The 25,332-nt window shown below is 59.4% G+C and carries 22 protein-coding genes and 1 pseudogene; 15 read left to right on the top strand and 8 right to left on the bottom strand.

The features are described 5' to 3' along the window. Positions 1-549: 549 nt before the first annotated feature. Positions 550-1,803 carry a M18 family aminopeptidase gene (locus EJ997_RS00105; protein WP_126702770.1) on the bottom strand — a complete coding sequence of 418 codons (1,254 nt, stop codon included), beginning with the start codon at positions 1,801-1,803 and terminating at the stop codon, positions 550-552. 53 nt (positions 1,804-1,856) lie between these two features. Between EJ997_RS00105 and EJ997_RS12790 the strand changes: the two genes are divergently transcribed. Then, positions 1,857-2,024 (top strand): hypothetical protein, encoded by a 168-nt coding sequence (locus EJ997_RS12790; protein ID WP_164719647.1) that lies wholly within the window; start codon positions 1,857-1,859, stop codon positions 2,022-2,024. 192 nt (positions 2,025-2,216) lie between these two features. Beyond that, the gene (locus EJ997_RS00100) at positions 2,217-2,759 is read left to right on the top strand and encodes a YceI family protein (RefSeq protein WP_126702769.1); all 543 of its coding nucleotides are present in this window, start codon (positions 2,217-2,219) and stop codon (positions 2,757-2,759) included. Positions 2,760-2,943: 184 nt separating this feature from the next. On the opposite strand, the gene EJ997_RS00095 is transcribed toward EJ997_RS00100, so the two are convergent. After that, positions 2,944-3,537: a GNAT family N-acetyltransferase gene (locus tag EJ997_RS00095; RefSeq protein WP_126702768.1), complete on the bottom strand. Its 594-nt coding sequence runs from the start codon at positions 3,535-3,537 to the stop codon at positions 2,944-2,946. Next, positions 3,534-4,382, bottom strand: coding sequence for a ketopantoate reductase family protein (locus EJ997_RS00090; RefSeq protein WP_126702767.1), 849 nt, complete (start codon positions 4,380-4,382; stop codon positions 3,534-3,536). The genes EJ997_RS00095 and EJ997_RS00090 overlap by 4 nt, the downstream gene beginning before the upstream one ends. Before the next feature lie 158 nt (positions 4,383-4,540). Here EJ997_RS00090 and zupT point away from each other — a divergent pair, with 158 nt between their 5' ends. Next, positions 4,541-5,341, top strand: a complete 801-nt coding sequence (zupT, locus tag EJ997_RS00085) for a zinc transporter ZupT (RefSeq protein WP_126702766.1) — start codon at positions 4,541-4,543, stop codon at positions 5,339-5,341. 113 nt (positions 5,342-5,454) lie between these two features. On the opposite strand, the gene EJ997_RS00080 is transcribed toward zupT, so the two are convergent. Together EJ997_RS00080 and tpx are read right to left on the bottom strand one after the other, a co-directional pair. After that, positions 5,455-6,528 (bottom strand): patatin-like phospholipase family protein, encoded by a 1,074-nt coding sequence (locus EJ997_RS00080; protein ID WP_126702765.1) that lies wholly within the window; start codon positions 6,526-6,528, stop codon positions 5,455-5,457. A gap of 328 nt (positions 6,529-6,856) precedes the next feature. Next, positions 6,857-7,357, bottom strand: coding sequence for a thiol peroxidase (gene tpx, locus EJ997_RS00075; RefSeq protein WP_407644335.1), 501 nt, complete (start codon positions 7,355-7,357; stop codon positions 6,857-6,859). Positions 7,358-7,458: 101 nt separating this feature from the next. Between tpx and EJ997_RS00070 the strand changes: the two genes are divergently transcribed. The 4 genes from EJ997_RS00070 (at position 7,459) to EJ997_RS00055 (ending at position 11,990) form a co-directional block, all read left to right on the top strand. Continuing rightward, positions 7,459-8,586, top strand: a complete 1,128-nt coding sequence (locus tag EJ997_RS00070; protein ID WP_126702764.1) for a metallophosphoesterase family protein — start codon at positions 7,459-7,461, stop codon at positions 8,584-8,586. Then, positions 8,583-10,058, top strand: a complete 1,476-nt coding sequence (locus tag EJ997_RS00065; protein ID WP_126702763.1) for an AAA family ATPase — start codon at positions 8,583-8,585, stop codon at positions 10,056-10,058. Before EJ997_RS00070 ends, EJ997_RS00065 begins: the two co-directional genes overlap by 4 nt. Then, a complete protein-coding gene (locus EJ997_RS00060; RefSeq protein WP_126702762.1) occupies positions 10,055-11,170 on the top strand; it encodes an ATP-binding protein in 1,116 nt (371 codons plus the stop codon). The genes EJ997_RS00065 and EJ997_RS00060 overlap by 4 nt, the downstream gene beginning before the upstream one ends. A gap of 97 nt (positions 11,171-11,267) precedes the next feature. Beyond that, entirely contained in the window at positions 11,268-11,990 is a 723-nt protein-coding gene (locus EJ997_RS00055) for a pseudouridine synthase (protein WP_164719644.1), read from the top strand. A gap of 126 nt (positions 11,991-12,116) precedes the next feature. On the opposite strand, the gene EJ997_RS00050 is transcribed toward EJ997_RS00055, so the two are convergent. Beyond that, positions 12,117-12,470 carry a DUF488 domain-containing protein gene (locus EJ997_RS00050; RefSeq protein WP_126702760.1) on the bottom strand — a complete coding sequence of 118 codons (354 nt, stop codon included), beginning with the start codon at positions 12,468-12,470 and terminating at the stop codon, positions 12,117-12,119. 63 nt (positions 12,471-12,533) lie between these two features. On the opposite strand from EJ997_RS00050, the gene EJ997_RS00045 reads away from it, so the two are divergent. Beyond that, the gene (locus tag EJ997_RS00045; RefSeq protein ID WP_126702759.1) at positions 12,534-13,418 is read left to right on the top strand and encodes a patatin-like phospholipase family protein; all 885 of its coding nucleotides are present in this window, start codon (positions 12,534-12,536) and stop codon (positions 13,416-13,418) included. A gap of 108 nt (positions 13,419-13,526) precedes the next feature. Here EJ997_RS00045 and EJ997_RS00040 read toward each other — a convergent pair whose 3' ends face one another. Then, entirely contained in the window at positions 13,527-15,152 is a 1,626-nt protein-coding gene (locus EJ997_RS00040; RefSeq protein ID WP_126702758.1) for an FAD-binding dehydrogenase, read from the bottom strand. Positions 15,153-15,276: 124 nt separating this feature from the next. On the opposite strand from EJ997_RS00040, the gene EJ997_RS00035 reads away from it, so the two are divergent. The 3 genes from EJ997_RS00035 (at position 15,277) to EJ997_RS00025 (ending at position 20,297) form a co-directional block, all read left to right on the top strand. Further along, entirely contained in the window at positions 15,277-16,461 is a 1,185-nt protein-coding gene (locus tag EJ997_RS00035; RefSeq protein ID WP_126702757.1) for a DUF808 domain-containing protein, read from the top strand. 184 nt (positions 16,462-16,645) lie between these two features. After that, positions 16,646-18,859: an NADP-dependent isocitrate dehydrogenase gene (locus EJ997_RS00030; RefSeq protein WP_126702756.1), complete on the top strand. Its 2,214-nt coding sequence runs from the start codon at positions 16,646-16,648 to the stop codon at positions 18,857-18,859. A 1,084-nt stretch (positions 18,860-19,943) separates the two neighbouring features. Further along, positions 19,944-20,297: a hypothetical protein gene (locus EJ997_RS00025; protein ID WP_126702755.1), complete on the top strand. Its 354-nt coding sequence runs from the start codon at positions 19,944-19,946 to the stop codon at positions 20,295-20,297. Positions 20,298-20,318: 21 nt separating this feature from the next. Here EJ997_RS00025 and EJ997_RS00020 read toward each other — a convergent pair whose 3' ends face one another. Beyond that, on the bottom strand, positions 20,319-20,729 hold the full coding sequence (locus EJ997_RS00020) for a hypothetical protein (protein ID WP_126702754.1): 411 nt from the start codon (positions 20,727-20,729) through the stop codon (positions 20,319-20,321). Between the two features lie 232 nt (positions 20,730-20,961). On the opposite strand from EJ997_RS00020, the pseudogene gndA reads away from it, so the two are divergent. From gndA to EJ997_RS12785, 4 genes and pseudogenes are all read left to right on the top strand, one after another. Then, positions 20,962-22,398: pseudogene (gene gndA / locus EJ997_RS00015) on the top strand (NADP-dependent phosphogluconate dehydrogenase). Positions 22,399-22,690: 292 nt separating this feature from the next. Beyond that, the gene (locus tag EJ997_RS14015; RefSeq protein ID WP_407644334.1) at positions 22,691-22,972 is read left to right on the top strand and encodes a DNA-3-methyladenine glycosylase I; all 282 of its coding nucleotides are present in this window, start codon (positions 22,691-22,693) and stop codon (positions 22,970-22,972) included. Then, the gene (locus EJ997_RS14010) at positions 22,899-23,093 is read left to right on the top strand and encodes a DNA-3-methyladenine glycosylase I (protein ID WP_407644333.1); all 195 of its coding nucleotides are present in this window, start codon (positions 22,899-22,901) and stop codon (positions 23,091-23,093) included. The genes EJ997_RS14015 and EJ997_RS14010 overlap by 74 nt, the downstream gene beginning before the upstream one ends. A gap of 256 nt (positions 23,094-23,349) precedes the next feature. After that, the gene (locus tag EJ997_RS12785; RefSeq protein ID WP_164719642.1) at positions 23,350-23,487 is read left to right on the top strand and encodes a hypothetical protein; all 138 of its coding nucleotides are present in this window, start codon (positions 23,350-23,352) and stop codon (positions 23,485-23,487) included. The last annotated feature ends 1,845 nt before the right edge of the window (positions 23,488-25,332 follow it).

Below are 25,332 nucleotides of genomic sequence, written 5' to 3'. Positions count from 1 at the left end.
TCGCCGCTCCCAGTCCCGGTTGGTCCCGAGGGCGACGGGTTGGCTTAACAAACAAGGCTGAACCTCGCCTGGTATAAGTCACTGAAGTATACATAAGCACTTCGTGATGTCGAACTCATTGTCCGCAGATCAAGCAGAATTTATCAGTTTGTTACATTCGATCATCGGCACTAAAAATGGACGAGTCGAACATTTCACCGTCATCAGAGCGGCGTTAATGGTGTGATAGCAGGACACATGTGACCATCCTCCTTCACCAAATCTCACTAGCCGGACCAGCAACGTACGCGCGACACTCTGACTTGATACAACACCCGGCGCGCCACCCCAGACACGGATAGGGCGCCGGTCGGTTTCTTACGCGCCCGGCCGAGCAGGCAGATCGACGCAACACGCAGGAGGAGCGCTACATCCGCACATTCTGCGGAGGGAGGCGGCCCCTAACAGGAACAACGGGCGCACCGGGCGCCGCGTGAACGTGGGCCGACGGGAGGAAAGGGGAGCCGGAAACATTCCGACTCCCCTCCTCTATCTATTACGAGTGAACCGCTATGCGATCTCCCAGAAGGATGCGATTGCCTGCGACATCGCGTAAACGTCATCGATATGACTGAGCTCGCGAGCCGAGTGCATCGAGAGTAGCGGTGCGCCAACATCGATGGTGCGGATACCGAGGCGCGTTGCCGTCAGCGGGCCAATGGTGGAGCCGCAGGGCACGTCATTGCGGGAAACAAAGTCCTGCGACGCAATTCCCGCGTGGTGGCAGACGCGGTTCCACAGTGCGGTACCCCAGCCGTCCGTCATGTATGCCTGGTTCGCGTTGTGCTTGAGAAGCGGTCCCTGACCAAGAACAGGACGGTGGGAAGGATCGTGCTTCTCGCCGTAGTTCGGGTGGACAGCATGACCGCAGTCAGCACTCAGGCAGGCGGATCGAGCAAAGGCCCTTTGCACCTCATCCTCGGTCGAGAGCCCAAGCGCTCCAGCCGTGCGGCGGAGAACGGTTTCGAGTATCGGACCAGCGGCACCGGTGTTGGTCCGGGAACCAATCTCCTCATGATCAAAGGCGGCAAGTACCGCGACCGACCCGGTCGTTGCCGAGACCTTCTCCATGGCCGCAAGCGCCGCGTGCACGGACAGCAGGTTGTCCTGCCGGCCCGACGCAAAGAATTCGCGATCCGGGCCGATCCTTGCGGGGCCTTGCGAGTCGTACGCAACGAGGTCGAAGCCCACAATGTCCTCGTCAGTGCCAGCATCGGTCTTCAGGATGTCTACGAGCGAACCTCCGGACACGGAGAAGATCGGGTGCAGGTGGTTCTGCGAATTGAGGGTGACGCCCTCGCGAGCGGAACGATCGAGGTGAATGGCAAGCTGCGGAATCACCATGATTGGGTCGGTCTTCACTAGGTGCTCACCGGATTCGGTGAACACCCGACCAGCCAGTCCCAGGTCTCTGTTCAGCCAGGAGTTACCGAGAAGCCCGCCATAGGTCTCGGCATTGACCTGGCCGTAGCCCTCGACATCTGCCTGCGGATTGGGCTTCACCTTAAAGGTCGGGGAATCGGTGTGGACACCGACGATAGAGAACCGGACCTCCTTGACCTCTTCGGGCACCCACCAGACCATGACCGCGCCGTCGCGAACCATGACGTGGCCACCCCTGCTGGCATCCCAGGGTTCCTCTTCTTCCTGACGGTGGAAGCCCGCCTCCTCCAGGCGCGCCGCCACTTCGCGGGCCGCATGGAAGGAAGAAGGACTGGCGGATATAAAGGATGCGAAATCCTCGCTATGTGTCACTGCATTCATGCCCACAACCGTACCGGAGCATCCACCCGCTCCCCCGAACACGGCAGGGCCGGATGGTGCAGAATGCGTTCTCCGACTCCACCCTCCAGCGCATTCCTCCCCTCAATCACTGGCAGCGCCCCGTCCTCTACCTGCGCCGCTCACGGACCGGCACCGACGGATCAAGGACCATCATCAAGCAGCCCGGCGACCTCAACCCAGACTTCCCTCCCGCCCGCTGAAGGGCGTTAACTCCACGGACAGCGAAACGGACTATTCGGAACGGCGAAAACCCGCCTACGGCACTCGTGACCACCATCACTCAACATTTCAAGTTTGAATGGTTGAAACTTCAACCAACATGTGTCAGACTATTTTTCAGAGCGGCAAATAGCCGCCCGCGATCTTGAATAAGACAACCAAAGGAAGAAACAATGGCTAACCTCAACGAGCTGAACGGCACCTACACCCTCGACACCACCCACACCCAGATTGGCTTCGTTGCCCGTCACGCGATGGTCACGAAGGTCCGCGGTCGCTTCGCAGAGTTCGAGGGCACCGCTTCGACCGGCGAGAACCTCCAGGACGCCAAGATCAACATCGTTATCCAGGCTGCTTCGGTTAACTCCGGCAACGCTGACCGCGATGGTCACATGCAGACCGCCGACTTCTTCGACACCGAGAACTTTAAGACGATCACCTTCGACTCGACCAACGTTGTTGCTTCGGGCGAGACCCTGACCGTTACCGGTGACCTCACCATCAAGGGCATCACCAGGTCCGTTACCGTTGACTTCGACTTCATGGGCGCAGCACAGGACCCGTTCGGCAACGAGCGCGTTGGCCTTGAGGGCTCCGTCGTTGTGAACCGCAAGGACTGGAACATCGACTTCGACGTCCCGCTGGCTACCGGTGGCCTCCTCGTTTCCGAGAAGATCACCCTCGAGTTCGAGATCTCGGCCATCAAGCAGGCCTGATCTTCCTCACCTTCTAGCTCCACGTGAGCACTGACCGGCACGGATTATTCCGTGCCGGTCATCTTTTACCTAAAAGGAAATAATCAAACCGGAGTGCCGCTCCGTGACTCCCCTTCGATTCTTTGCAAGGCTGGGCCGGTTTAGCCTCGACATAGTCGGCACGGCTTCGGCTTTAACGCCGAGTCTACGCAAGCAGGGTTGAGGACGGCTTCCACATGATGATCTCGGGGACCGGCGCTGGGGTCTTAACCTCTCCAAGAGGCACAAAGCCTCGGGAGGCATAGAGTTTTGCCGCGCGGGTCGATGTTGCCTCAAGGCGGGCAGCCTCGTCTCCGCATCGTTCCAGCCCAGCATCCAACAGAGCCGAGCCCACTCCCCTTCCTCGGGCCCGCTCGGTAACGGCAATGACTTCGAGGTGCCAGGCGGGGAATGGAATTTTCACGGCCGAGTAGGCCCTCAGATACCGGAGCAGGGTTGGCGCGGCCTTACCCAAACGTCGGACCAACGGGAGAGCCTTGCGAAGCACGCTGGCGGGAACTTCCTGGCCGGGGGCCGTCCACACCGCGGAGCCCAGGAAATCCCCCTCGTCTTCAGCGACGTCGATGATCCCTCGCTCGAAAGCCGAATCGATGATGAGGCGATAGAAGTCCGCAAGCAGGCTCTCCGGATCGTCCGCTTTCCGCAGGACCCAACCAAGTGACGGATCTGCGGCAAAAACGGTTCCTAAATTGCTTGCGACCGCATCGAGGTCAGCGCGGATTGCCGGTCTAATGATCATGCGAGCCGACTCTCGATAGCCTGAATCGCCGCCGCGAGCGCGGGCGTGTCAATGCCCGCGCGTTCAGCGGTGCGCACGAGGTCGTGTCCGAGTGCGTCAATCTCTGTGGGGTTCCCTGCTGTGACATCACGCCCGAGCGATGAGTCCGAGTCGGGATCGATCTTATTCAGGAAGTTGTATATGTCGTCCGGGGCGGTCTCAAGACCGGAGGCCGTGGCAATCTGAGCGACTTCTTCGATGAGGGGTTCTGATTGCACCATTGCAGGGCCGAGCGACTTGCCGGTCGAGGCGGTGAGGAGTGCCATGGGCGCGAGGAAACGTAGCTTGTTCCAGAGCACTTCTGCTTCCGTGCCACCGACCCGAACAGTAAGTCCGGCCCTCTCGAGGGTTTCGGGGATCTCCCATCCCCGCGCCGCTTCCTCGACATCGATCATGGTGAATTTCGAGTGGTGGAGGAAAACGCCCGGGCTGGTTCGTTCGGAGACGATGCGAATGGCACCGCAGGTGGCGCGGGAAGCACCAAGGTCGTGGATCCGCTCGGCGTGGGATACCCCGTTGCAGAGGGAGACGATCTCGCTCGGCGCCGATTCTTCAATGTTCTGGGCTATCTCGGGTAGCGAGTACGCCTTTGTGGCGACAATGATGGCGGATCCGGGTGTGGGCTCCGTTCGCGCGGGAACATCCACCTGGATGCTTCCGTACTGGGCCGATTCGAGGTTCAGTCCCACCTCATTGATCGTCGCCGCAGTTCTCTCGGTTGCGACGATCTCCACATCGATTCCTGCATGTCGAACGACTGCCGCGAGGACGCCGCCGACTCCACCTGGTCCATAAATACTGAGCACGGTTCCAGACTATCGTGAAGCGGACCGTCGGGCCCGCGAACCCCCGGATGTAGGGAACTCCACTGGCAGCAGGCACGAAATACGCACGGAAACACTACGAAAGTCCTAGAATTTCGGAAGACCGAAACTTTATCGTGGAATCAGCCCAGGAGGTGCGTATGGAATCTGGTGATGTGCTGTTTGCCTTCGGCATCACGCTTGCCGCAGGCTTAGCCACCGCTATCGGCTCTCTCATTGCGTTCCTGAAGAAGGAACAGTCCCCCGCCTTCCTGGCCGCGATGCTCGGCTTCTCGGCTGGCGTCATGATCTACGTGTCGATGATCGAGATCTTCCCAAAGGCACAGGAGGCCCTCGTCTCCGATCTCGGTGAGACGTGGGGGCCATGGGTAACGGTTCTCGGTTTCTTTGGCGGAATCGGACTCATTGCCGTCATCGACAGATTCGTGCCGACGGAAGCAAACCCGCACGAACTCGGCAATGTCTCGTCCGAGATTGAGCCGGAGCATCGGGCAAAGCTCATGCGGATGGGAGTCTTCACCGCTATTGCTATCGCGATTCACAACTTCCCCGAAGGCTTCGCAACATTCCTTTCCGCCCTTCAAGATCCCGAGATTGCCATTCCCATTGCCGTTGCAATCGCCCTGCACAACATTCCCGAGGGCATAGCCGTGTCCGCTCCCATTTATTACGCAACGGGAAGCAGGAAGAAGGCTTTCTGGCTGTCCGCCGCCTCGGGTCTCGCAGAGCCTCTCGGCGCTCTGGTCGGCTACCTCGTCCTGTCCACCTTTGTATCGGACACCCTAATGGGAATGTCGTTCGCCGCGGTCGCGGGCATCATGATCTTCATTTCCCTGGACGAGCTCCTGCCTTCGGCCGAAGAGTTCGGAAAGCACCACGTGGCCATGTACTCACTGGTTTCTGGCATGGCGGTTATGGCGCTGTCGCTTCTGCTTCTCTAACGCCAACAGCTCCGTCTCTCAGCGCCACAGCTTCGTCACTCAGAGCTGCCGCTTCGTCGCTAAGCGGTGCAATGATTCCCCCTAAAACAGTTTCCGACCTTCGGTGCCCGTTGTCAGAGGCCCATGTCGTCAAAGGCGTCGATGGCGAGCTGGCGACCCGTCTCGATAACTTCAGACGCCTTGTGGAAGTCGAGGGTGCCGCACACGGCGGATGGAACATCGATCTTGACGTTGACGGGATTTGCGGCTGCCCGGTAGCGCTCAATCATGGACTGCATGGTCTCCAGCGCCATGTTCACCACCCCCATCGTATTGAGGTTCGCGGGTAGCTTCCCGACCTCGTTCCACGCGTCGAGGGGCCCCGCAGGTCCCTCCCCCGTTACTTGTGTGGCACTTTCTGTCTCAGCCAGCTGTGCCTTCGTTTCGTCCCCGAACATCTCCTCGCTGAGTAGCCCCGCGCCTTCTGAGGGCTCGGAGCTTGCCGAGTCGGCCCCTTCGGATTCCTTATCGTCCCGCCGGAAGATGTTCGCGTCCATAAGGCCAGCAACCCCGCGACGAAGCCTAGCAGCGAGCTTGAGCCCATCGTCTTCTTCGTACTTCTCGCTGTGCTCGTCGTTAACGGCAGAGGTAGAAAGAATCGTGTTTGGGCGTCCGCTGAGAGAAACCGAGATGGTGACATCCGAGGGGATCGCCGAGGTTGGCTCAACCGGAACCGGGTTAACGAGCCCACCGTCGGCAAGGATCTTTCCGTTCACCATGATCGGGGCAATAAAGGTGGGCAGTGCACAGGATGCTCGCATAGCGGTGACGAGGTCACCGCGCTGGAACCAGACCTCACGGTGGTTGACAATATCGGTTGCGACCGCGGTAAACGGTATCTCCAGATCTTCGATTTGTACGTTGTCGACAAAGCTGTTGACCATCTGGAAGATCTTGTCGGCCTTAATAACTCCGGGCTGAGAGAAGGCAGGATCGTAGAGCCGGAATACGTCAAGATGTGTCAGGCTCGTGGCCCAGTCGGCAAAGTCATCAAGCTTCCCCGCGGCCTCGAGACCACCGATCAAGGATCCCATGGACGTACCCGAGATTGCCACGATCTCGTGACCACGCCGTTTGATTTCTTCGATGACCCCAATGTGTGCGTAACCGCGGGCACCACCGGATCCGAGCACGAGCGAAACCTTCATCGTTCCTCCTGTTTCACATGTACGCCGAACGATACCCGGCAAGGCTGAGCAAATCTTGATAGTCGAACGTCTGGCAGAAGCAAGCAAACAATCAGCAGCTCACAGCAAATAGCTGAGTGAGCACCGAACGAAGCCAAGTCCCGGGCCCCTCCTCACGCAAACGTTTACAGTCCATCTTTTATTGGACACCGCATGGTGCGTTATCGGGAAAACCGCTACATAAGTGGCACGACGCGAGTTGCGCACAGATTGCGGGAGTTGCGCACAGGTTCGAAGAGGGGCAGGCACCGCTGGCGCCCGCCCCTCTTCCAACCTACGCCACCAATTGTTAAGCGGATTCGATCGCGTTCTTCGCGCCCTCATAGTCGGGCTCCTGCGAAGTTTCGGGAACCAGCTCGGTGTAGAGAACCCTGCCGTCCGTGTCGAGAACAACGACGGAGCGAGCAAGGAGGGACGCGATCGGACCATTCTCCATTGTTACGCCGTAGTCATCACCAAATGTCGAGCGGAATGCGCTGGTGGTGACCACGTTCTTGATGCCCTCGGTTGCGCAGAAGCGGTTAAGCGCAAAGGGCAGGTCGCGGGAAACGCAGACGACCGTCGTGTTCGGCAGATCATCCGCAAGCTTATTGAACGTGCGGGCGGCAGTCGCACACACTCCCGTATCGATCGACGGGAAGATGTTGAGAATGACGCGGCGGCCCTCAAAATCCTTTAGCGTAATGTCGTTGAGTTCAGTTCCAACGAGCGTGAAGTCCGGGGCCTTCGCACCCTTCTCGGGAAGGTTGCCTCCGGTGCTGACGGGCGTGCCACGGTACGTAATATCCATGATCACCATTCTGTCGAGAGCGCACGAAGGGAAGCAACAGGATTCGCCACCGGGGAAAGGCCCGGGCGAGTTCTGTCCGCAACATTACGTAAGGTAATGCCATGACCAAGACACCCGTCACGTTCATCCACAGCTCCGACTGGCAGCTTGGCATGGTCCGGCACTACCTCAGCGACGAAGCTCAGGCACGTTTCACCGGAGACCGTGTCCACACCATCAGAACAATCGGGGATGTTGCCAAGGCAACGCAATCCCAGTTCATCGTTGTGGCTGGCGATGTCTTCGAACACGCCAATCTCTCCTCCCGGGATATTGGCCGCGCTTTTGAAGCCATGTCGGAAACGAATATTCCGATCTTCCTTCTTCCCGGCAACCACGATCCACTCGGACCCGGCTCCATCTGGCTTTCGCCAGATACTCAGCGCATGATCCCCGACAACGTCACCGTTCTTAATGGCCCCGGCCCCTTTGACGCCATACCTGGCGTGGAGATTGTGGCCGTCCCCTGGACGGGCAAGAACCCGGGCACGGACCCCGTGTGCGGAATTCTGCCCACGCTGGAACCGACCGAGAACACGCGAATCCTCGTCGGCCACGGCATGCTTCGCGAACTCGATCCCGACCATCTGTCCACCGAGTATGTCGACAGCGACAAGCTCAGGGAAGCAGTCCGTTCCGGTCTCGTTGACTACGTGGCTCTCGGGGACCGGCACATCTGCAAGCTCGACGACGAAACCGGCGCCATCAACTATTCGGGAACCCACGAAACAACGAGCGAACGAGAGACAACCCGGGGCACCGTCCTTTCCGTCACGATCGATGATGACGGGGTGAACGCGGTTCGGCACGAGGTTGGTACCTGGCTGCACACAACGATCGAACGCACCCTCGACTCCTCGGCAGACGTTGATCTGTTTGCCGAGGATCTCGAGAGGATCCCTTCGAAGGACAGAACGATCGTGAAGACGAAGCTAAAAGGGACACTTTCGATCTCGGCAGCCGCGGCCCTCGATCAGGTCACCGAAGACCACCAACACCTCTTTGCCTCCCTTTACGCTTCTAAGAGCGGCACCGATCTTGCCGTCGTTCCGGACGCTCTCGATCTCGACAATCTCGACCTGTCAGGCTTTGCACGGGACGCATTCGATGAACTGAGCGAGCGAGCAGTCGATGATCCGAGTGCGGCAGGGGCATTGAAACTTCTCTACCGTTTTGGGGTGCAGGCATGAGGCTCGAATCGCTAACCGCCCGCAACTTCCGCGGTATCGACAGTCAAGAGGTTACGTTCGGCGATGGCATTACCATCGTGTCGGGCTTCAATGAGGCCGGGAAAACGAGCCTGATCGAGGCCTTCGACCACCTCATCGAGCACAAGGCCACATCCAACAATGGCAAGGTCCGAAGCGTCCAACCCGTGGGTAAGGACGTGGGGCCCGAGGTCGAGGCTGTTTTCACCGTTGGCCCCCACAAGGTCCGCTATTTCAAGCGATGGCTGAAAAGCAAGACCACCGAACTAACATTCCTTGAGGGTCCCCGCAGGGGCCAGTCGGAGACCGGGGATGCTGCCCACAATGTCCTCACGGATCTGTGGGAGGGCATGGACACAACTCTGTGGAAGGCTTCGCGGCTCATGCAGGCAACCGCACTCGAGGTTAGCCCGCTCAGTTCCTCTTCCTCACTGCAGAAGGCACTGTCGGTCCAGGCCGGAGAGGTTATCGACGACACCTCGTCGACTCCCGTTCGTACCCGCGTCAGCGAGATTGTCGACGAGTTCTACACAAAGGGGCGAGCCGAAGGAAAGCTCCTCAAGGACGCACGGAAACGAGTCCAGGAGGCCCAGAACGATGTCACCGATTCAACGTCTGCACTCGAGGCTCTCGAAACAGACATTGCGGCACTGACTGCTCTCGAGGAGGAGATCAATCAGCGCACAGGCGACCTCAAGCTGGAGCATGAACGGCTTGCCCCTCTTGAGGAGCAAGTAACCGTCGCTCACGCCGCCAAGGCAACTATCAAGGAGTCGGAGAAGACCGTCGCATCCGCACAAAAGGATGTCGATTCCGCACAGGCAAGCCTCGATGCGCGCAGCCTTCTTATTGCTTCCGCCAAGGAGGCCGAGGACGAACTGGCCGCCCTCAAGGAAAAGCGCGACAGGGCCAGGGAAGATGCGGCTCCCCTCGAAAAGGAAATCAGCGACCTCGCGGCGCGCGCCAAGGAAGAGCGAGAGAAACATAGGGTTGTTTCGGACCTTCTCGCACAGGCCAATCGTTTTGACCGGAGTAAGCGGGCACGCGAAGACATCAAGGCGATGGAAGCATTGCTCACCAAATACGAGGTCTTGACCAGCGAGATCGCTCAAGTAACCGCCGGCCTGTCCCCCATCGACCCCAAAACCGTCGAGAAAGTCACCGACCTTGAGCGAGAGATCGAGATCGCCGAGACGGTAGCTAAGGCCGGTGCCGCTCAGATCAGCATGGTGGCGCTCGCCGGCGACCGCCACGTCCTCCTCGACGGTGAAGACATATCGCTCGGGGAATCCCCCACAACATTCCCGTTCTCACCGATGTCACGGTCGAAGTGCCCGGGGAGCTTCGATTCACTGTCTCCCCGCACGCCACATCCGCCGAAGCGCTCTCGCGCCTTGAGGCGCAACGGGACGAGCTTAAGTACCTGCTGGCAGACAATGGCGCAGAGTCAGTGAAGGCTCTCCGATCAGCTCGCGTTTTCTTTGAAGAGCAGGAACGCAAGTTGGCCGCTCTCAAGGAGTCACGCACGGACCTTCTGGATGGAAAGAGCGCGGACGACATTCGTGACGATCTCGCGACGCAGAAGACCTGGGTTGCGGAGCAGGGGGATGCGAAGGAGGGCGACATTGATGCCCTCACGGCACAGGAAAAGGAACTCTCAGGCCAGGTTTCGGACACGGAGGCAGTTCTGTCAGCCAAGAAGGCAGAAGCAGAAACAGCGCGCAACCAACTCGCCACCCTCGAGGGGCGGGTCGAGAACCAGAGGGGCACACACTCCCGCGCGGTCACTGCTCTTGCTGAGGCCCGCGAGCGCAACTCCGACGAGGAACTTGATAAGACACTCGCATCGGCCTCGAAAGCCCTCGATCAGCACATTGCCGAGCTCAACGCCGCCAAGGAAAAGCTTGAAGAGTCGGGTGGCGACGCCCTGCTCGAGGACCACGAGTCCACTCTGAAGCACATTGCCGGTCTCGAGCAGCGGCTCGATGAGGTGAGGCGACAGTACGGACAGGACAAGGCCGTCCTTGATTCGAAGAACACGGTCGGCATCCAGCAGAAGCTGGACGCGTCGACGAGTGAAATGCAACGTGCTGAACAAGAGCTCGAGTCGCTTCTTTCCAGGGCAGAATCGGCGAAACTTCTCGAAGAGGTATTGATCCGCCACCAGCAGGCGGCGCACCGCAAGTACATCGCACCGTTCCGGCATGCCCTGGAGGAACTGGGCCGTGCCACCTACCAGAACCCCACATTCGGCGTTGATATTGACGAGGAACTGGCGGTGACCCACCGGATTATGGATGGGGTATTGATTCCTTTCGATCAGCTTTCAACGGGTGCGAAGGAACAGCTGTCGATTCTCATTAAGCTCGCCACCGCTCAGCTCGTGTCCGATGAAGATGCGGTTCCTGTCATGTTTGATGACACGCTCGGCTATTCGGACCGCCGGAGACTCCATCGTGTTGTGTCGGCAATCGAAAACAATACGTCTGCCGGGCAGGTCATCATCTTCACGGCGAACGATGACCGGTTCGCTGGACTGACAAATGCCACGCATATCCGACTCTAGCCCGCGGCGCGGGGTCTCCCCCACACTGCTCCGTCTTCCTCCCGGTGCTGATCTTGCAGAGCAAGTGTTCATCGCTTTAGCCGGCAAGGGAGCCGCCGTGAGCCGCGCCGATGTTGTGGCGGCAATAGGAGCTGGGGACATCGGTTACGAGAATGACGAGACTGCTTACATACACCGCCCGATTCCCGACGAGGCCGACATTGATCTTCCAGTTCTCCTCGAAAACGATCGGATTATTGCCGTCGATAAGCCTGCCGGGATTTCGTCAACACCGCAGGGTTCTTTCGTTGCCAGGTCTGTCCTTGTCCAGGCACGCAGACAGTTCGGAGATAAGGTGACGTGCGCTCACCGGCTCGATCGCGCCACCTCGGGAGTCATGCTCCTTGTGAAGGATCCCGCCTACCGCGGCACCTACCAGCAGATGTTTGAGAACGAGACCGCGTCCAAGACTTACGAGTTCCTGGCGCGTGCGGTTGCCGATGTGCCGCGGGAACGAGCCTCCCGCCTGGTGGCTCAAGGCGGGCAGTCCCTTGAGGTACCGGGGGAACCGAACGCTCGCACGAAGTTCCGTCTACTGGATAAGGATTCTTCGGGCACGCGGGGCCGATACGAGGCTGTGCCGCTAACCGGAAAAACCCATCAGATCAGAGTGCATGCCGCAGGCGCCGGATTTGCGATTCTTGGAGACACTCTCTACGGACCGGGCGAGGGCTTCCCCGACCGGATCGAACTCTTGGCGCAACGCCTGTCGTTCACCGATCCCGTCGACGAGACGAGCATGGATATTCTTTCCAAGCAGGAACTCAGTTTCCCCGAGTGAACACATCGGCCCCGCGGATCCGCGCAGGCTTGCCATCACCAAGCAGACGGCTAGATTGGTTTTCTGTACACCCGACGAAGCGGGCCACCACTTCGCCACGGCGTGCACCGCTGCCCAACGTGCCGACTATTTGTCGTTGAGAACGTCTGTCAGGTAGTCCGTCAGGGTGGGGATGTGGCTGTGATCGACATCCTTGGCCGCCGTGAGAAGAACGATTTCACTGCGGTTGCGGAGCTCATCGAGGTCGGGAGTCAGGTCTTCGAGTTCGTGCCGGTACTTCTCGGCAAATTCCTCATATCTGCTGTCCCGATCATCGTGGAACCACTTGCGAAGGTCGTCTGATGGTGCGAGATCTTTCGCCCACATATCAACATCCGCGTCCTCTTTTGAGACTCCCCGCGGCCACAGCCGATCAGCGAGGACACGATATTCCTTGCCCTGTCGTTTGTCGCTGTAGATTCTCCTGCTCGTCACCAACATGAAACCAGGCTACGGCTGAGCGTTTCACTTGACCAGGGTATCGTTGGCGGGGAAGGGAGTCCCATGTCGCTATCCAGCAATGTCTTCGACACCGCTTTGATCTTTGAGGGAGGTGCGATGAGGGCGTCCTATACTGCGCCTGTCGTCAACGTTCTCCTCAAGAACGACATCTATTTCGACTGGACTGCGGGGATCTCTGCCGGTTCGACAAACACGGTCAACTACGTGTCGCGGGATTCGAGGCGTGCCCGTCTCTCCTTCACGGACTTTGCTGGCGATCCAAACTTCGGGAACTTTCGAACGTTCCTGCGAGGCGAGGGACTGTTCAACGCGAACTACATTTACCAGCAGACTTCCGGACCGGACGAAGCCCTTCCGTTCAATTCCAAAGTGTTCTTCTCGAATCCGGCACGCCTCCGCATCGGTGGATTCAATGCGGAGACTGGCGAGACCGCCTACTGGGGCCGGGAAGATTTGAGCACCAACGCGGACATCATGAAGAAGGTTCAAGCCTCATCGACCATGCCGGGGCTGATGCCGGTGGTGGATATTGACGGGGTGCAATGGGTCGATGGAGCGATCGGTTCCTCGGGAGGCGTGGCGCTCGACGCCGCGGAAGCAGACGGTTTCGAACGATTCCTTGTCATCATGACTCGACCTCGTAACTACTGGAAGTCCGTCCCCCGCAACACGAAGTTCTTTGAACGGCACTTCCGCAAGTATCCCGCGGTAGCCGAGGCCCTTATCACCCGCCACGTCCGCTACAACGCAACCAAGGAAAAGCTCCTCGAACTGGAGAAGCACGGACGCGCGGTCCTGTTCTTCCCGGAAAACATGATGGTGGGCACGGCGGAACGGAATATTAACAAGCTCCGCGCCAACTACATTGCCGGACTCGACCAGGCCAAGCGCGACCTACCAATCTGGAAGGACTTCGTCGGACTCTAGCCCGCCGACCGACGAATTCAGCTTCGTCATCAAACGCAATCATGTTGCCCAACCCTCTGGTTGGGCAGCACGCTCTCCGGTTGGACGGAGGACATTGCGTCCCAACCGTTAAACCGATTCGCCCGCAAGCTTCCCAGAGAACAGGCATCCTCCGAGGAACGTTCCTTCGAGAGAGTTGTATCCGTGGACGCCGCCGCCGCCGAAGCCTGCGGCTTCCCCCGCCGCATAGAGGCCAGGTACTGGGTTCCCGTCGTGGCCAAGAACCTGGGAAGAAAGATTGGTTTGTAGGCCGCCGAGTGTTTTGCGGGAGAGGATGTGCAGACGTACGGCGACCAGCGGTCCGTTCTTTGGATCGAGAAACTTGTGCGGGGAGGCAACTCGAATGAGCTTGTCACCGCGGGATTTCCGAGCCCCTCGAATTGCGGCTAGCTGGGCATCCTTACCGAACTCGTTGTCAAGTTGCCGGTCGCGGGCCTCGACTAGTGCACGGATCTTTACCGGGTCCAGGTTTCCGTTTTCAAGGCGGTTCATCGCGGCAACGAGGTCCTCGATGCTGTCCGCGACAAGGAAGTCCTCGCCCTGTGTCTTAAACGCTTCGACCGGTCCGGGTGCCCCCGACTTGAGGCGGGTCGCCAACAGCTTCAAGTCCTTGTTTGTGAGATCCGGGTTCTGTTCGGATCCGGACAGCGCGAACTCTTTCTCAAGGATCTTCTGGGTAAGGATGAACCAGGAGTGGTCATGCCCCGTAGCGCGCAGGTGGCGAAGAGTTGAGAGAGTGTCGAATCCCGGGTAGGCGGGTGCGGGGAGCCTGTTTCCATCCCCGTCGAGCCAGAGCGAAGATGGTCCGGGGAGGATCCGAATCCCATGCCCCAGCCATATGGACGCATAGTTCTTAATGCCCTCCGTGTAGTGCCACATGCGGTCGCGGTTCACGACCCTGCCGCCAGCATTCTCCGCGATTCCGAGCATCCGACCATCCACGTGGTCGGGCACACCGATGATCATGGATTCCGGTGGGGTGCCGAGTCGTTCCGGCCAATTCTGCCGAACCAGGTCGAGATTGCCGCCGATACCACCCGAGGCAACAATCACGGCGTCGGCCTCGATCTCGAAGTCACCTACCGCTTCCCGTGAGGAGGAGCGGCCCCGCTCCACGTTCGTCGGTTCAAGAATGGTTCCTCGAACGCCCGTGACCGCCCCGTCGGTACCGATGAGTTCGTCGACCTGGTGGCGGAACCGGAATTCAATGCGGCCAGCCTCCGCATGTTCCCGGACGGACTCCTCGAACGGGGCAACAATTCCCGGGCCGGTGCCCCATACAATGTGGAAGCGGGGCACCGAGTTTCCGTGGCCGTCCGCTCTGCCGTCTCCTCGTTCCGCCCATCCCACAACCGGGAAGAACGAGACTCCTTTGGATGAGAGCCACTCACGCTTCGGGCCTGCCGAAAAGTCGAGATAGGCGTCGGCCCATGCCCTGCCCCATTTGTCTTCTTCACGGTCGAACTGGGCTGAGCCCTGCCAGTCGGAGCGGGCTAACTCGAACGAGTCTTTGATGCCCATTCTTCGTTGCTCCGGGGAGTCAACGAGGAACAGGCCACCAAACGACCAGAAGGCTTGTCCGCCGAGTGACTGTTCCCCTTCTTGGTCGACGAGGATAACGTGCCTACCGCGGTCCGCCGCTTCGCTTGCTGCCACGAGGCCAGCGAGCCCCGCACCGATAACAACCACATTCATGCGACCATCCAACAGGCACTCACGTGTGATTGCAACCACAAAGGGGGCCGGTATGAGATAGTTGCGCTAGTCGTACCTGCGACTAGCATGGTCAACGGCATATCTCCCACGGAGGAAGAAAATCATGGCTGGTGGACTAGTTGCACTTCTGGATGACGTCGCGGCGCTTGCTCGCTTAGCGGCGGCTTCGATCGACGATGTGGCAGCGGGCACCATGAAGGCAAGCGCTAAAGCCGCCGGTGTCGTCATTGACGATGCGGCGGTCACTCCGCAGTACTTGGATGGTGTGAAGCCCAACCGGGAACTGCCCATCATCAAGAAGATCTCAACCGGCTCGATCCGCAACAAGCTGATCTTTATCCTTCCCGTCATCCTCCTTCTGTCGGAGTTCCTCCCCCAGGTCCTAACACCTTTGCTCATGTTGGGAGGTACCTATCTGTGTTTTGAGGGCGCAGAGAAGGTGTATGAGAAGGTCCGGGGCAAGCACGCGGAGAAGGACGCCCCCGCCGTTGAGCAGGGCGCGGGCGCCGAGGACCAGATCGTGAAGAGCGCCGTGACGACCGACTTCATCCTGTCGGCCGAAATCATGGTGATTTCCCTCGACCAGGTGGTTGACGAATCCTTCTGGATCCGCGCACTCATCCTGGTCGTCGTTGCCGTTCTCATCACTGCCGTTGTCTACGGAGCGGTCGCCATCCTGGTGAAAATGGACGACATTGGCCTATCCATGACGAAGAAGAGCTCGGAATTCTCCCAGAAGGTCGGTAAGAGCCTCGTTACCGCCATGCCGAAGGTCATGGACTTCATTTCCGTTGTCGGCACCTTCGCGATGCTCTGGGTCGGCGGCCACCTGATTCTCGTTGGCGTTCACGAATTCGGGTTTACCCCAATCCACGACTTCGTCGGCTTCCTCCAGGGCGGAGTTGAGGACATCGCCACCGTCGGCGGCCTCCTCGCCTGGCTGGCCGACACGGTCGTCTCCCTGATCTTTGGTTTGGTGTGGGGCCTGATTGTCGTCTTCATCGTCCACTTTGTTCTCAAGTCGCTCGGAAAGGGCCACGGTAAGGCGCTTGGCGCCGATTCCAAGAACGGCCCCCATAAGGCAACCGTTCAGACCCCCGCGGCCACAACCGCAAGCGGCACCAGCGCGCTGGTCACCGAGAACAACGCCGCCACGGCAACGCAGGGCGCCCGCACTGGCGACGCCACCAGCACTGACACCGGAACTGGTCCTGACCATAGCAATACCGGCACCAACGCTGGCGACGATCCGGCCAATCCGGGAGCCTCCTCAAGCAACCAAGAGTAGGACAGTACGCGGGTCGCCCCTAGCCGGGCGCCCTCCAGTGGGCCGGCAGGAGTGCCGGCCCACTTGCTTTCCCTCGCGTCTCAATCTTGAGTCCGGTGATCGCTGTCAGCGCGATCGGTTAAGAGTATTGGCGTCTTCTTGGCTATTGTTGAAGCGAACCAGTCTCAACGAGGAGGGCCCGCGCATGTCGCCCATGATCTACACCCATACCGACGAAGCACCGATGCTCGCCACGGAATCGTTCCTGCCTATTCTTCAGGCCTTCGCGTCCCAGGCGGACGTGGCCGTGGAGACGCGGGACATCTCCCTAGCTGGCCGCATTGTGGCCGCCCTGTCGGATTACCTGCCGGAGGAGCTGCGGGAGTCCGACGCTCTTGCGGAGCTTGGCGAGCTCGCTAAGTCACCGGACGCCAACATCATTAAGCTTCCCAACATTTCGGCTTCGATGCCGCAGCTGAAGGCCGCGATTGCCGAGCTTCAGGAATCAGGTATTCCCCTCCCCGACTACCCGGACAGCCCCTCCACCGATGAGGAAAAGGACATCCGCGCCCGCTACGACGCCGTGAAAGGCTCGGCCGTGAACCCGGTCCTGCGCGAAGGCAACTCCGACCGCAGGGCACCCCAGGTCATTAAGAACTACACCCGCAATCACCCGCACTCGATGGGGGCGTGGACCGCGGACTCCAAGACCGCTGTCGCCACCATGTCCGGCGATGACTTCCGCGCGAACGAGCAGTCGATTGTTCTTCCCTCCGATGATGTTCTGTCGATTGTGCACGTCGACGCCGAGGGCAATGAGACATTCCTGAAGGAAAAGCTTCCGGTCCTGTCCGACGAGGTGGTTGACTCGACGATCATGTCCGCGGCAGCTCTAGACCGGTTCCTTGTCGAGCAGGTCAATGCCGCAAAACAGTCGGGCGTCCTGTTCTCCGTTCATCTCAAGGCAACGATGATGAAGGTGTCGGACCCGATCATTTTCGGTCACGTTGTCCGCGCCTTCTTCCCCGCCACTTTCTCCCAGTACGGCTCAGTCCTCACCGAGGCCGGTCTGACTGCGGATAACGGCCTTGGCGCTATCCTCGATGGTCTCGGCGGTCTTGAGAACGGCGCAGAGATCCGAGCATCCTTCGAGAAGGAACTTGAGGACGGCCCGGCCCTTGCGATGGTGAACTCCGACAGGGGGATCACGAACCTGCACGTGCCGTCTGACGTCATCATTGACGCCTCCATGCCGGCCATGATCCGATCCTCGGGCCACATGTGGGGCCCCGATGGGAAGGAAGCCGACACCCTCGCCGTTATTCCGGACTCTTCATACGCCGGTGTTTACTCCACCATCATTGATGACTGCAAGAAGAACGGCGCCTTCGATCCGACCACGATGGGAACAGTTCCGAACGTGGGCCTCATGGCACAGAAGGCCGAAGAGTACGGCTCCCACGACAAGACCTTCGAGATCGCTTCCGCTGGAACCGTCGAGGTCCGCAATTCCGCCGGCGAGGTTCTCATGAGCCACAACGTAGCAGTGGGAGACATCTTCCGTGCCTGCCAGACCAAGGACGCCCCGATCCGCGACTGGGTATCGCTGGCAGTTCGCCGCGCACGCCTGTCTGGCATGACAGCTATCTTCTGGCTTGATCCGGAACGCTCGCACGACCGTGCTCTCACGGAGAAGGTCCGCACCTACCTCCAGGATGAGGATACGGATGGTCTGGACCTGCGGATCCTCTCCCCCATCGAAGCCGCCCAAGAGACCGCCGACCGTCTCCGCCGCGGCGAGGACACGATCTCGGTAACCGGTAACGTTCTGCGCGACTACCTCACCGACCTGTTCCCGATCCTCGAGCTGGGCACTTCCGCCAAGATGCTGTCGGTGGTTCCCCTCATGAAGGGTGGCGGCCTTTTCGAGACCGGAGCCGGTGGTTCCGCACCGAAGCACGTCCAGCAGCTCCAGGAGGAGAACCACCTGCGCTGGGATTCACTCGGCGAGTTCCTTGCCCTTGCCGAGTCACTACGCCACCAGGGCCGCACGGACGGCACCGACCGCCCCGGAATCCTCGCCGACGCTCTGGATGTCGCAACCGAGCGGCTGCTCAACGAGGGCCAGTCGCCGTCCCGCAAGGTCGGGGAGATCGACAACCGCGGTAGCCACTTCTACCTGGCCGTGTACTGGGCTCGCGCTCTTGCGGACCAGACCGAAGATAAGGACCTTGCCGCTGTCTTCGCACCCGTGGCCAACAGCCTCGAGGAGAACGCCGACAAGATCGCAGGCGAATTACTGGACGTCCAGGGCCAGCCGGTTGATCTCGGCGGCTACTACCGTCCCGACTCCGCCAAGGCAGGCGCCGCAATGAGACCTTCGGCCACCCTGAACGAAATCATCGATCCGCTCCGCTAGGACCGGCCACTTATCCCGCTCCCCGGCACCTGCCGGGGAGCGGCTTTACTTTGACCCAAGCCGGTCGCGGCCGCCCGGATAAGGCTCCCTTTGAAAGCACAGGTTTCATCCCGGCAAATACCCCAAGGCAGATGCTCGTGCTGGTGCTTATAAACCGGCACGAGTAAGTCCCGGAGAACCGACCATGTCCATGTGCCCTATTGCAACGGCGGGTGTTTAGTCGCGCGATTGCGGGGAAAACACCTGTCTTATGGGATCTATGGGCTCGATTTACCCCATGAAGGCGTAGTGAACAGTGGTCGGATTTCTCGTTCCGCTGCGGTTGTTGTCGGACCAAGCGCCCAGACTCAATGCGAGGCCGGTTACAAGCCCTCCGATATAACAAAATATGGAGCGGAACACTTTAAAGAGTGCTCTGCGCGGTATCTTAAGTCTCGCGATTCTCGGAAGAGTCGGCTTCTTTATTTACCCGCTAACGTTGCCTCAAGACTCGGACCTGGCATCATTCGGGGCCCGGTTCTCATTGTCGCTCTAACCCTCGGTATCTCGACGTCGGTTCACCCTCGGCGGTGGCAGGGTTTCCATGAAGGACAGAGCCCTGGCAATTGGCACTCTTGTTTCCACCAAACGCACTGGCGTTCTGATCAACCAACAGCCGTAGCTAGCTCTCACATACGATGTTGACGCACCTGGTGGTAGGCAGTTCCGGGGCGTTGCCCGCGAGATCGTTGGTCTCGACGAATTCCACGTCATGACCCCAGGGCTGGTGCTACCGGTCTCCTACGATTCAACAAAGTCCGATGACAACCTCAAGGTCGCACAGGATGGGGACAGGAATGTCGTGAATGCGATGCTCCCCAGCGACAGATTCAGTCGGGGCTTCTCAGCCCGATGCAGGTGCAGATCGCGGAGCGGGGACTTCAGCTAAGTGTGTCATCACCGGCTTCAACCCGACCGGTGAAATCCGGCAGGGCCGATCGGTTATCGAACTCGATGTGCGTATCACTCGCAATGATGGTGCCACGATTGATGTTCGCACCCAGAATCCACTCGACCAGAACCGGTTCCCGAAACCCAGCTTGGCATGGTCGTCAACGTTATTTACCGCCCGGTTGCGAAGAAGAACTTCTCATCGCCTTCCAGGCGCAAACCGGTAGCGGCTCCGTCCACCGAAGCCAGTCGGGGTGGTTACCTACTCCCCGGTTCCGCTCAGGTGGGCAATTTGCTCGCGAATCCAGAAAGCCAAGCCATCCTCTGCGATAAGGAGATCCATGGTTTTTTGCTGTTCGGGATCTTCCAGGTCGACGATGAGGAGGGCCTTGCTGTCTTTCCGCGGGCCACAATGGCTTCGCCATCCTCACTTCCCGCCCATTCGATTGTCGGGAAGAAACCGAGGTCGGTCATAGCATTCCAGATCAGTTCCGCACGCTTCTCGTAGCCGGCGCTGTACCTGGGTTCCTCACTGTCCACGCATTCGGTAGACCGTCTGGAATTCTCGGGAAGAAGTCATCTGAGCCAAGCAACTCCCGAGGAATAACCCGCACCACATCACCGGCCTGAACGACGCCCGGCGGATTGGCTTCATCCACAGGCGGTCGCCATCCACTTCAACTGCTTTAAATCGGGTCGTTCCGATTGCCAGAATCTGGCCATCGAGGCTCGTCGGGTTATCTGTCGGGGCAGTCACGATCGTCGCAGGCTGGTCCCCGTGTGACCGACAAGACAGGACGATTTCGGAGCGGGCCGATGCGACAGCAACGCTGAGACCGCTACCCATAGTGGAGCTGCGGCGTTCAACCATCGAAAGATCACCCCGGATCTCGAGTGCCGACAGCACCGAGCCGGGAGTGCGTACGGCAACGACCTTCATAGCCCATCTTACGGCGGACGCTCGCTTCGCGCGGGCTGTTCAAGAATGGTCCCCTGTCGTATCAGCATGCGGATCTCTCTCCAAGGCTTGGACTGCCGCTGTGACCAGGTATGAAGCACTTACCGGGGCTCGGTTACCACCGAGTTTTCCTATCAATCATTTCCGCTGGAACCGGACAAGTGGGAAGATCGTTGCGTACGGTGGGACGGTCCCGCGGCGAAGGAGAACAGTCATGAGTGTAGGAACTGCGGATATTGGTGTTGTTGGCCTGGCAGTGATGGGAGCAAACATTGCCCGGAACCTTGCCCACAAGGGATACAAGGTTGCTGTCTACAACCGCACGTATGCTCGCACGGAGAAGCTCATCGAGGAGCACGGCGATGAGGGGACGTTCATTCCCTCTGAAGAGATCGCTGACTTCGTTACTTCCCTGTCCAAGCCCCGCGTCGCCATGATTCTCGTTCAGGCCGGTGCCGGCACCGATGCCGTCATCGAGCAGCTGGCTGAACACATGGAAGAGGGCGACATTATTGTCGACTGCGGCAACGCCTACTTCAAGGACACGATCCGCCGCGAGAAGGCCATCCAGGCCGCGGACTCCACTTCGTGGGTGCCGGTGTTTCGGGCGGCGAAGAGGGTGCGCTCGAAGGCCCGTCGATCATGCCGGGCGGAACCCCGAGTCGTACGACCGTCTCGGCCCGATGCTCGAAGAAATTTCCGCACACGTTGACGGCGAGCCCTGCTGCACCTATATCTCAAAGGACGGTGCCGGCCACTTCGTCAAGATGGTGCACAACGGCATCGAGTACGCCGACATGCAGCTCATTGCCGAGGCCTACGACCTGCTCCGCAAGGGACTGGGCGATTCGCCCAAACAGATTGCCGACATTTTCGAGTCCTGGATGGACACCGAACTGAACTCCTACCTCATCGAAATCACTGCCGAAGTCCTCCGCCAGGAGGACGCCGAAACCGGCAAGGCACTCGTCGACATTATTGTCGATGCCGCCTCCCAGAAGGGCACGGGAGCATGGACGGTCCAGACCGCCCTCGAGCTCGGCGTTCCGTCACCGGCATTGGTGAAGCAACCTTCGCTCGCGGACTGTCCTCCTCCCCCGTTCAGCGCGGAGCCTCCGGTCCACTCGAAGGCCACGAGATCCCTATCGCGGTCGAGGACCGCAACACCTTCATCGAACAGGTGCGCCAGGCCCTCTACGCTTCCAAGATTGTTGCCTACTCGCAGGGCTTCGACCTGATCCAGGCCGGTAGCGAAGAGTACGGCTGGACGATCGACAAGGGCGCTCTTGCGAAGATCTGGCGCGCCGGCTGCATTATTCGCGCAGTCTTCCTCGGCGACATTACGGAAGCCTACGAGGCCAATCCGAACCTGCCGCTCCTCATGGCTGACGACAAGTTTGCCGACAAGATCAACGCCTGCGTGCCAGCGTGGCGGGAAGTTGTTGCCCTCGGCGTCTTCTCGGGTATCCCTCTCCCCGCCTTCAGCTCCTCCCTGTCGTACTTCGACGGTGTCCGCGCCGACCGACTTCCCGCGGCCCTTATCCAGGGACAGCGTGATTTCTTCGGATCGCACACCTACAAGCGGATAGATAAGGAAGGCACCTACCACACCGAGTGGTCGGGAGACCGCTCCGAGTCCCGCTGGAGCTAAACCTTCCCCACATCCCATGGGAAAAGCGGAAAGTAGCTAGCTAAATTGAGGGAGGCCGCTCCTTGCGTCCACAGGTGGATAGCGGAAGGGCCTCCCTCTGGCTCTTCTAGGATGACGGCATGAACGACAGGAAGCGCCCAGCGTGGGCGGAACGCACCGACTTTGAACGGAACTACTACGACACCGAGTGGGGCATGCCGGTGGTGAGCGAAAATGGAATCTTTGAGCGCATGAGCTCGAAGTTTTCCAGTCCGGCCTGTCATGGACAACCATTCTTAAGCGCCGGCCGGGTATGCGCGAAGCATTCAGCAACTTCGATGTCGATACGGTGGCCGCTTTTGACGCCTCCGATATCGGCAGACTGTTGGAAGACGAGAGAATCATCCGGAACCGTCGGAAGGTCATTTCTATCATCGCGAATGCTCAGGCAACCGTTGAGCTGAGGAATGATCCAACCCTGGCAAGTAGGGGACGACTTGAGTCGGGCTTCCAGCGCTCGTGTGGTCGTACAGGCCGAGCAATCATCCGACCTACGACGAGATCAATATTCCAGCGCAAATCCCCGAATCGATGACATTAGCAAAGGACCTCAAGTCTCGCGTTTCCTACACGTCGGACCGGTCACGATGTATGCGCTGATGCAGGCCGTGGGGATCGTGAACGATCATCCAAAGGGTCGTGGAGGCGTCCGATAGTGGCGCAAGCCGTCGAAGAGGTGCTCACCCAGGGGAGCTGAAGGGCTCACAAACAAGCTGGCAGGGCCCAGGACCGTACTCCGGTTTGGCTAGATTCCAGCGGAGGGCTTGAGGAGCTGGAATAGTCCGCATCCCACGGCGAAGATCAGGGTCATGGTAACGCCACTGGCAAAGATCGTGGCGTGAGCAAAGATGGAGCGTTCGGAGCGTGTGCGCTCACCGCCGGTGGTGAGCTGGCCGGGACTGATTCCAAAACGTGCAGAATACCGAGGACGAGCACGGCGAGGTAGAAGCCGACGAAGGCCGCGAGCACGGGATGAGGATGCCACGACTTGGACTGCGCGGCCGTGGCACCGCCCACGCGGCGGCAGCGGTGAGTGCACAGTCGAGGTAGAACGACGTCGCGTTTCGGCCTGTTTCAATATTCATGCCTCGAGGCTAAACCGCTCATCACACACCGGCAGAATGAGAACTCCCACGGAGCTCCCCCGCGGAAAAGCGGCGCACAATCAGGACGGAATGACAACTTTCCCTTGATATAGCGACGTTCCGCACCAGTCATACGGAGGCGACTGACAGGTCCGGAGAGGCCTCCCAGGGCTGGACATGGCGTGGCTAAGAATAAAGCGCTGGCGTAGCACTACGGAGTCGGTCAAGCAACCAAGGTCCACCACGATCGGCAACACCCTACAAACTGTCCAAAAGTGATAGCGAAATGGGTGATGAAGAGTGCTTTCGCACCCGTCATCACCCATCTCGTTAGGTTGTTCCGCTTAGCGGATCTCAGGCAAGTCGGAACCGTGCCTCTGTTCCTCGGGACAAGCTCGAGTATTCGGGATGCTTGCGATGTAGGAGGCAACGTAGGGCAGACTGGGAGGACATCCTGGCCAGCCGACTTAGCATCCGCCAGTAGTTGCTCGACGATCTTCTGCGTAGCCCTTGCCGCCGTGGTCAGGATCGACCTCGGTGTGCGGGCGGTGACCGTGTCACCGTCTACTTCGTATTCGGCAAAGCCGACTACCGCTACGTAGTTCCATCTCTTTACAGACTGAATGATTGGCATTTCCGTCTACTTTTAGAATGGCAGGTTAGATGAGAGGAACCTTAGAACTCTGAGGATCATCTCACGAACCCTCGGGAGCACCTTGGTGTCGTACAGCTCGATTGAGTTCATCATTGCTCGTGAGCATGGGCCGTTGGCGTACTTGAAGTCGAAGCGATCAACGCCGAGATCCTGATAGCTTCGAACATCTTCTGAGCAACCGTCTCGGGTGAACCGACGACAGCGCGCCGTTCTCGATCTCATCAATGTAGCTTTCGTAGGTGGGGTCCGCCATCCCTCTCCCGTCCAATGCGGCTACGGTTCTGCGGAAGGCTTCCACAGCTCTTCACGAGCCTTCTCGTCCGTCTCGGCAATGTGCCAGGCGAATGCATGCCGAGCCTCATCGGCTCCTTCACTCCGAACTCCTTCTGAGCCCCTCGTAAGTCAACGAAGGGCGGAAGCGGGCGGGGTACGCCGATGATGGCAAGCATCATGGGATACCGGCTGGACGGAACGAATCACGGACTCCGGGGAGCACCCACGCCTACCAGGCCGACAGCCATTCTCGGTGCGGGGCGTCAGGATCGCGCCTCGATCGGTGCTCGGTGAGAACCGGACCAGCGGATCGGGCGTTCCTTGGTGCCTCCGCGAAGATCTCGAACTTCTCTTCAAAGAGCTGTTGTAGTCAGAAAGCTTATAGCCAAACAGCGGAGGATTCCGTGAAAGAACCGCGACCGACAACGACCTCGGCCCTGCGTTGCTGACAGCATCGAGGGTCGCGAAGCGCTCGTACACCCGCAGGGGATCATCGGACGACAGAACGTTACCGCGGTGCGAGCTTAATTCTTTCGGTGCGGGAGGCAATGGCAGCGAGGACCATGTCGGGAGACGATATCGCGTAATCATCTCGGTGATGCTCACCGAGCCAATGGCATCGATGCCCACGGAGTCGGCAAAACAGCTTCCTCACAACTTCCCGGATGACTTGCGCTGCAGACTGGGCTTTCCCCGTAGCATCCGGAGTGATGTCGCCAAAAGAGTTGAGCCCGAACTCCATGGTCACCTGGGGCACCTGTCTGAGCCATTGTTCTTCTTCCTGATCGTGTACTGGTCACATCTGGGTAAACCATTGAAAGTGCAACTATATTCCCGGAGGGTTGAATCACTACGACTCTCGCGGCATTAGGCTGATGTTTT

The organism is Flaviflexus ciconiae (assembly GCF_003971195.1).
Taxonomy (GTDB): domain Bacteria; phylum Actinomycetota; class Actinomycetes; order Actinomycetales; family Actinomycetaceae; genus Flaviflexus; species Flaviflexus ciconiae.
The sequence above is the reverse complement of the archived record's forward strand: the minus strand, read 5'-3'. Positions and strand labels throughout refer to the sequence as shown.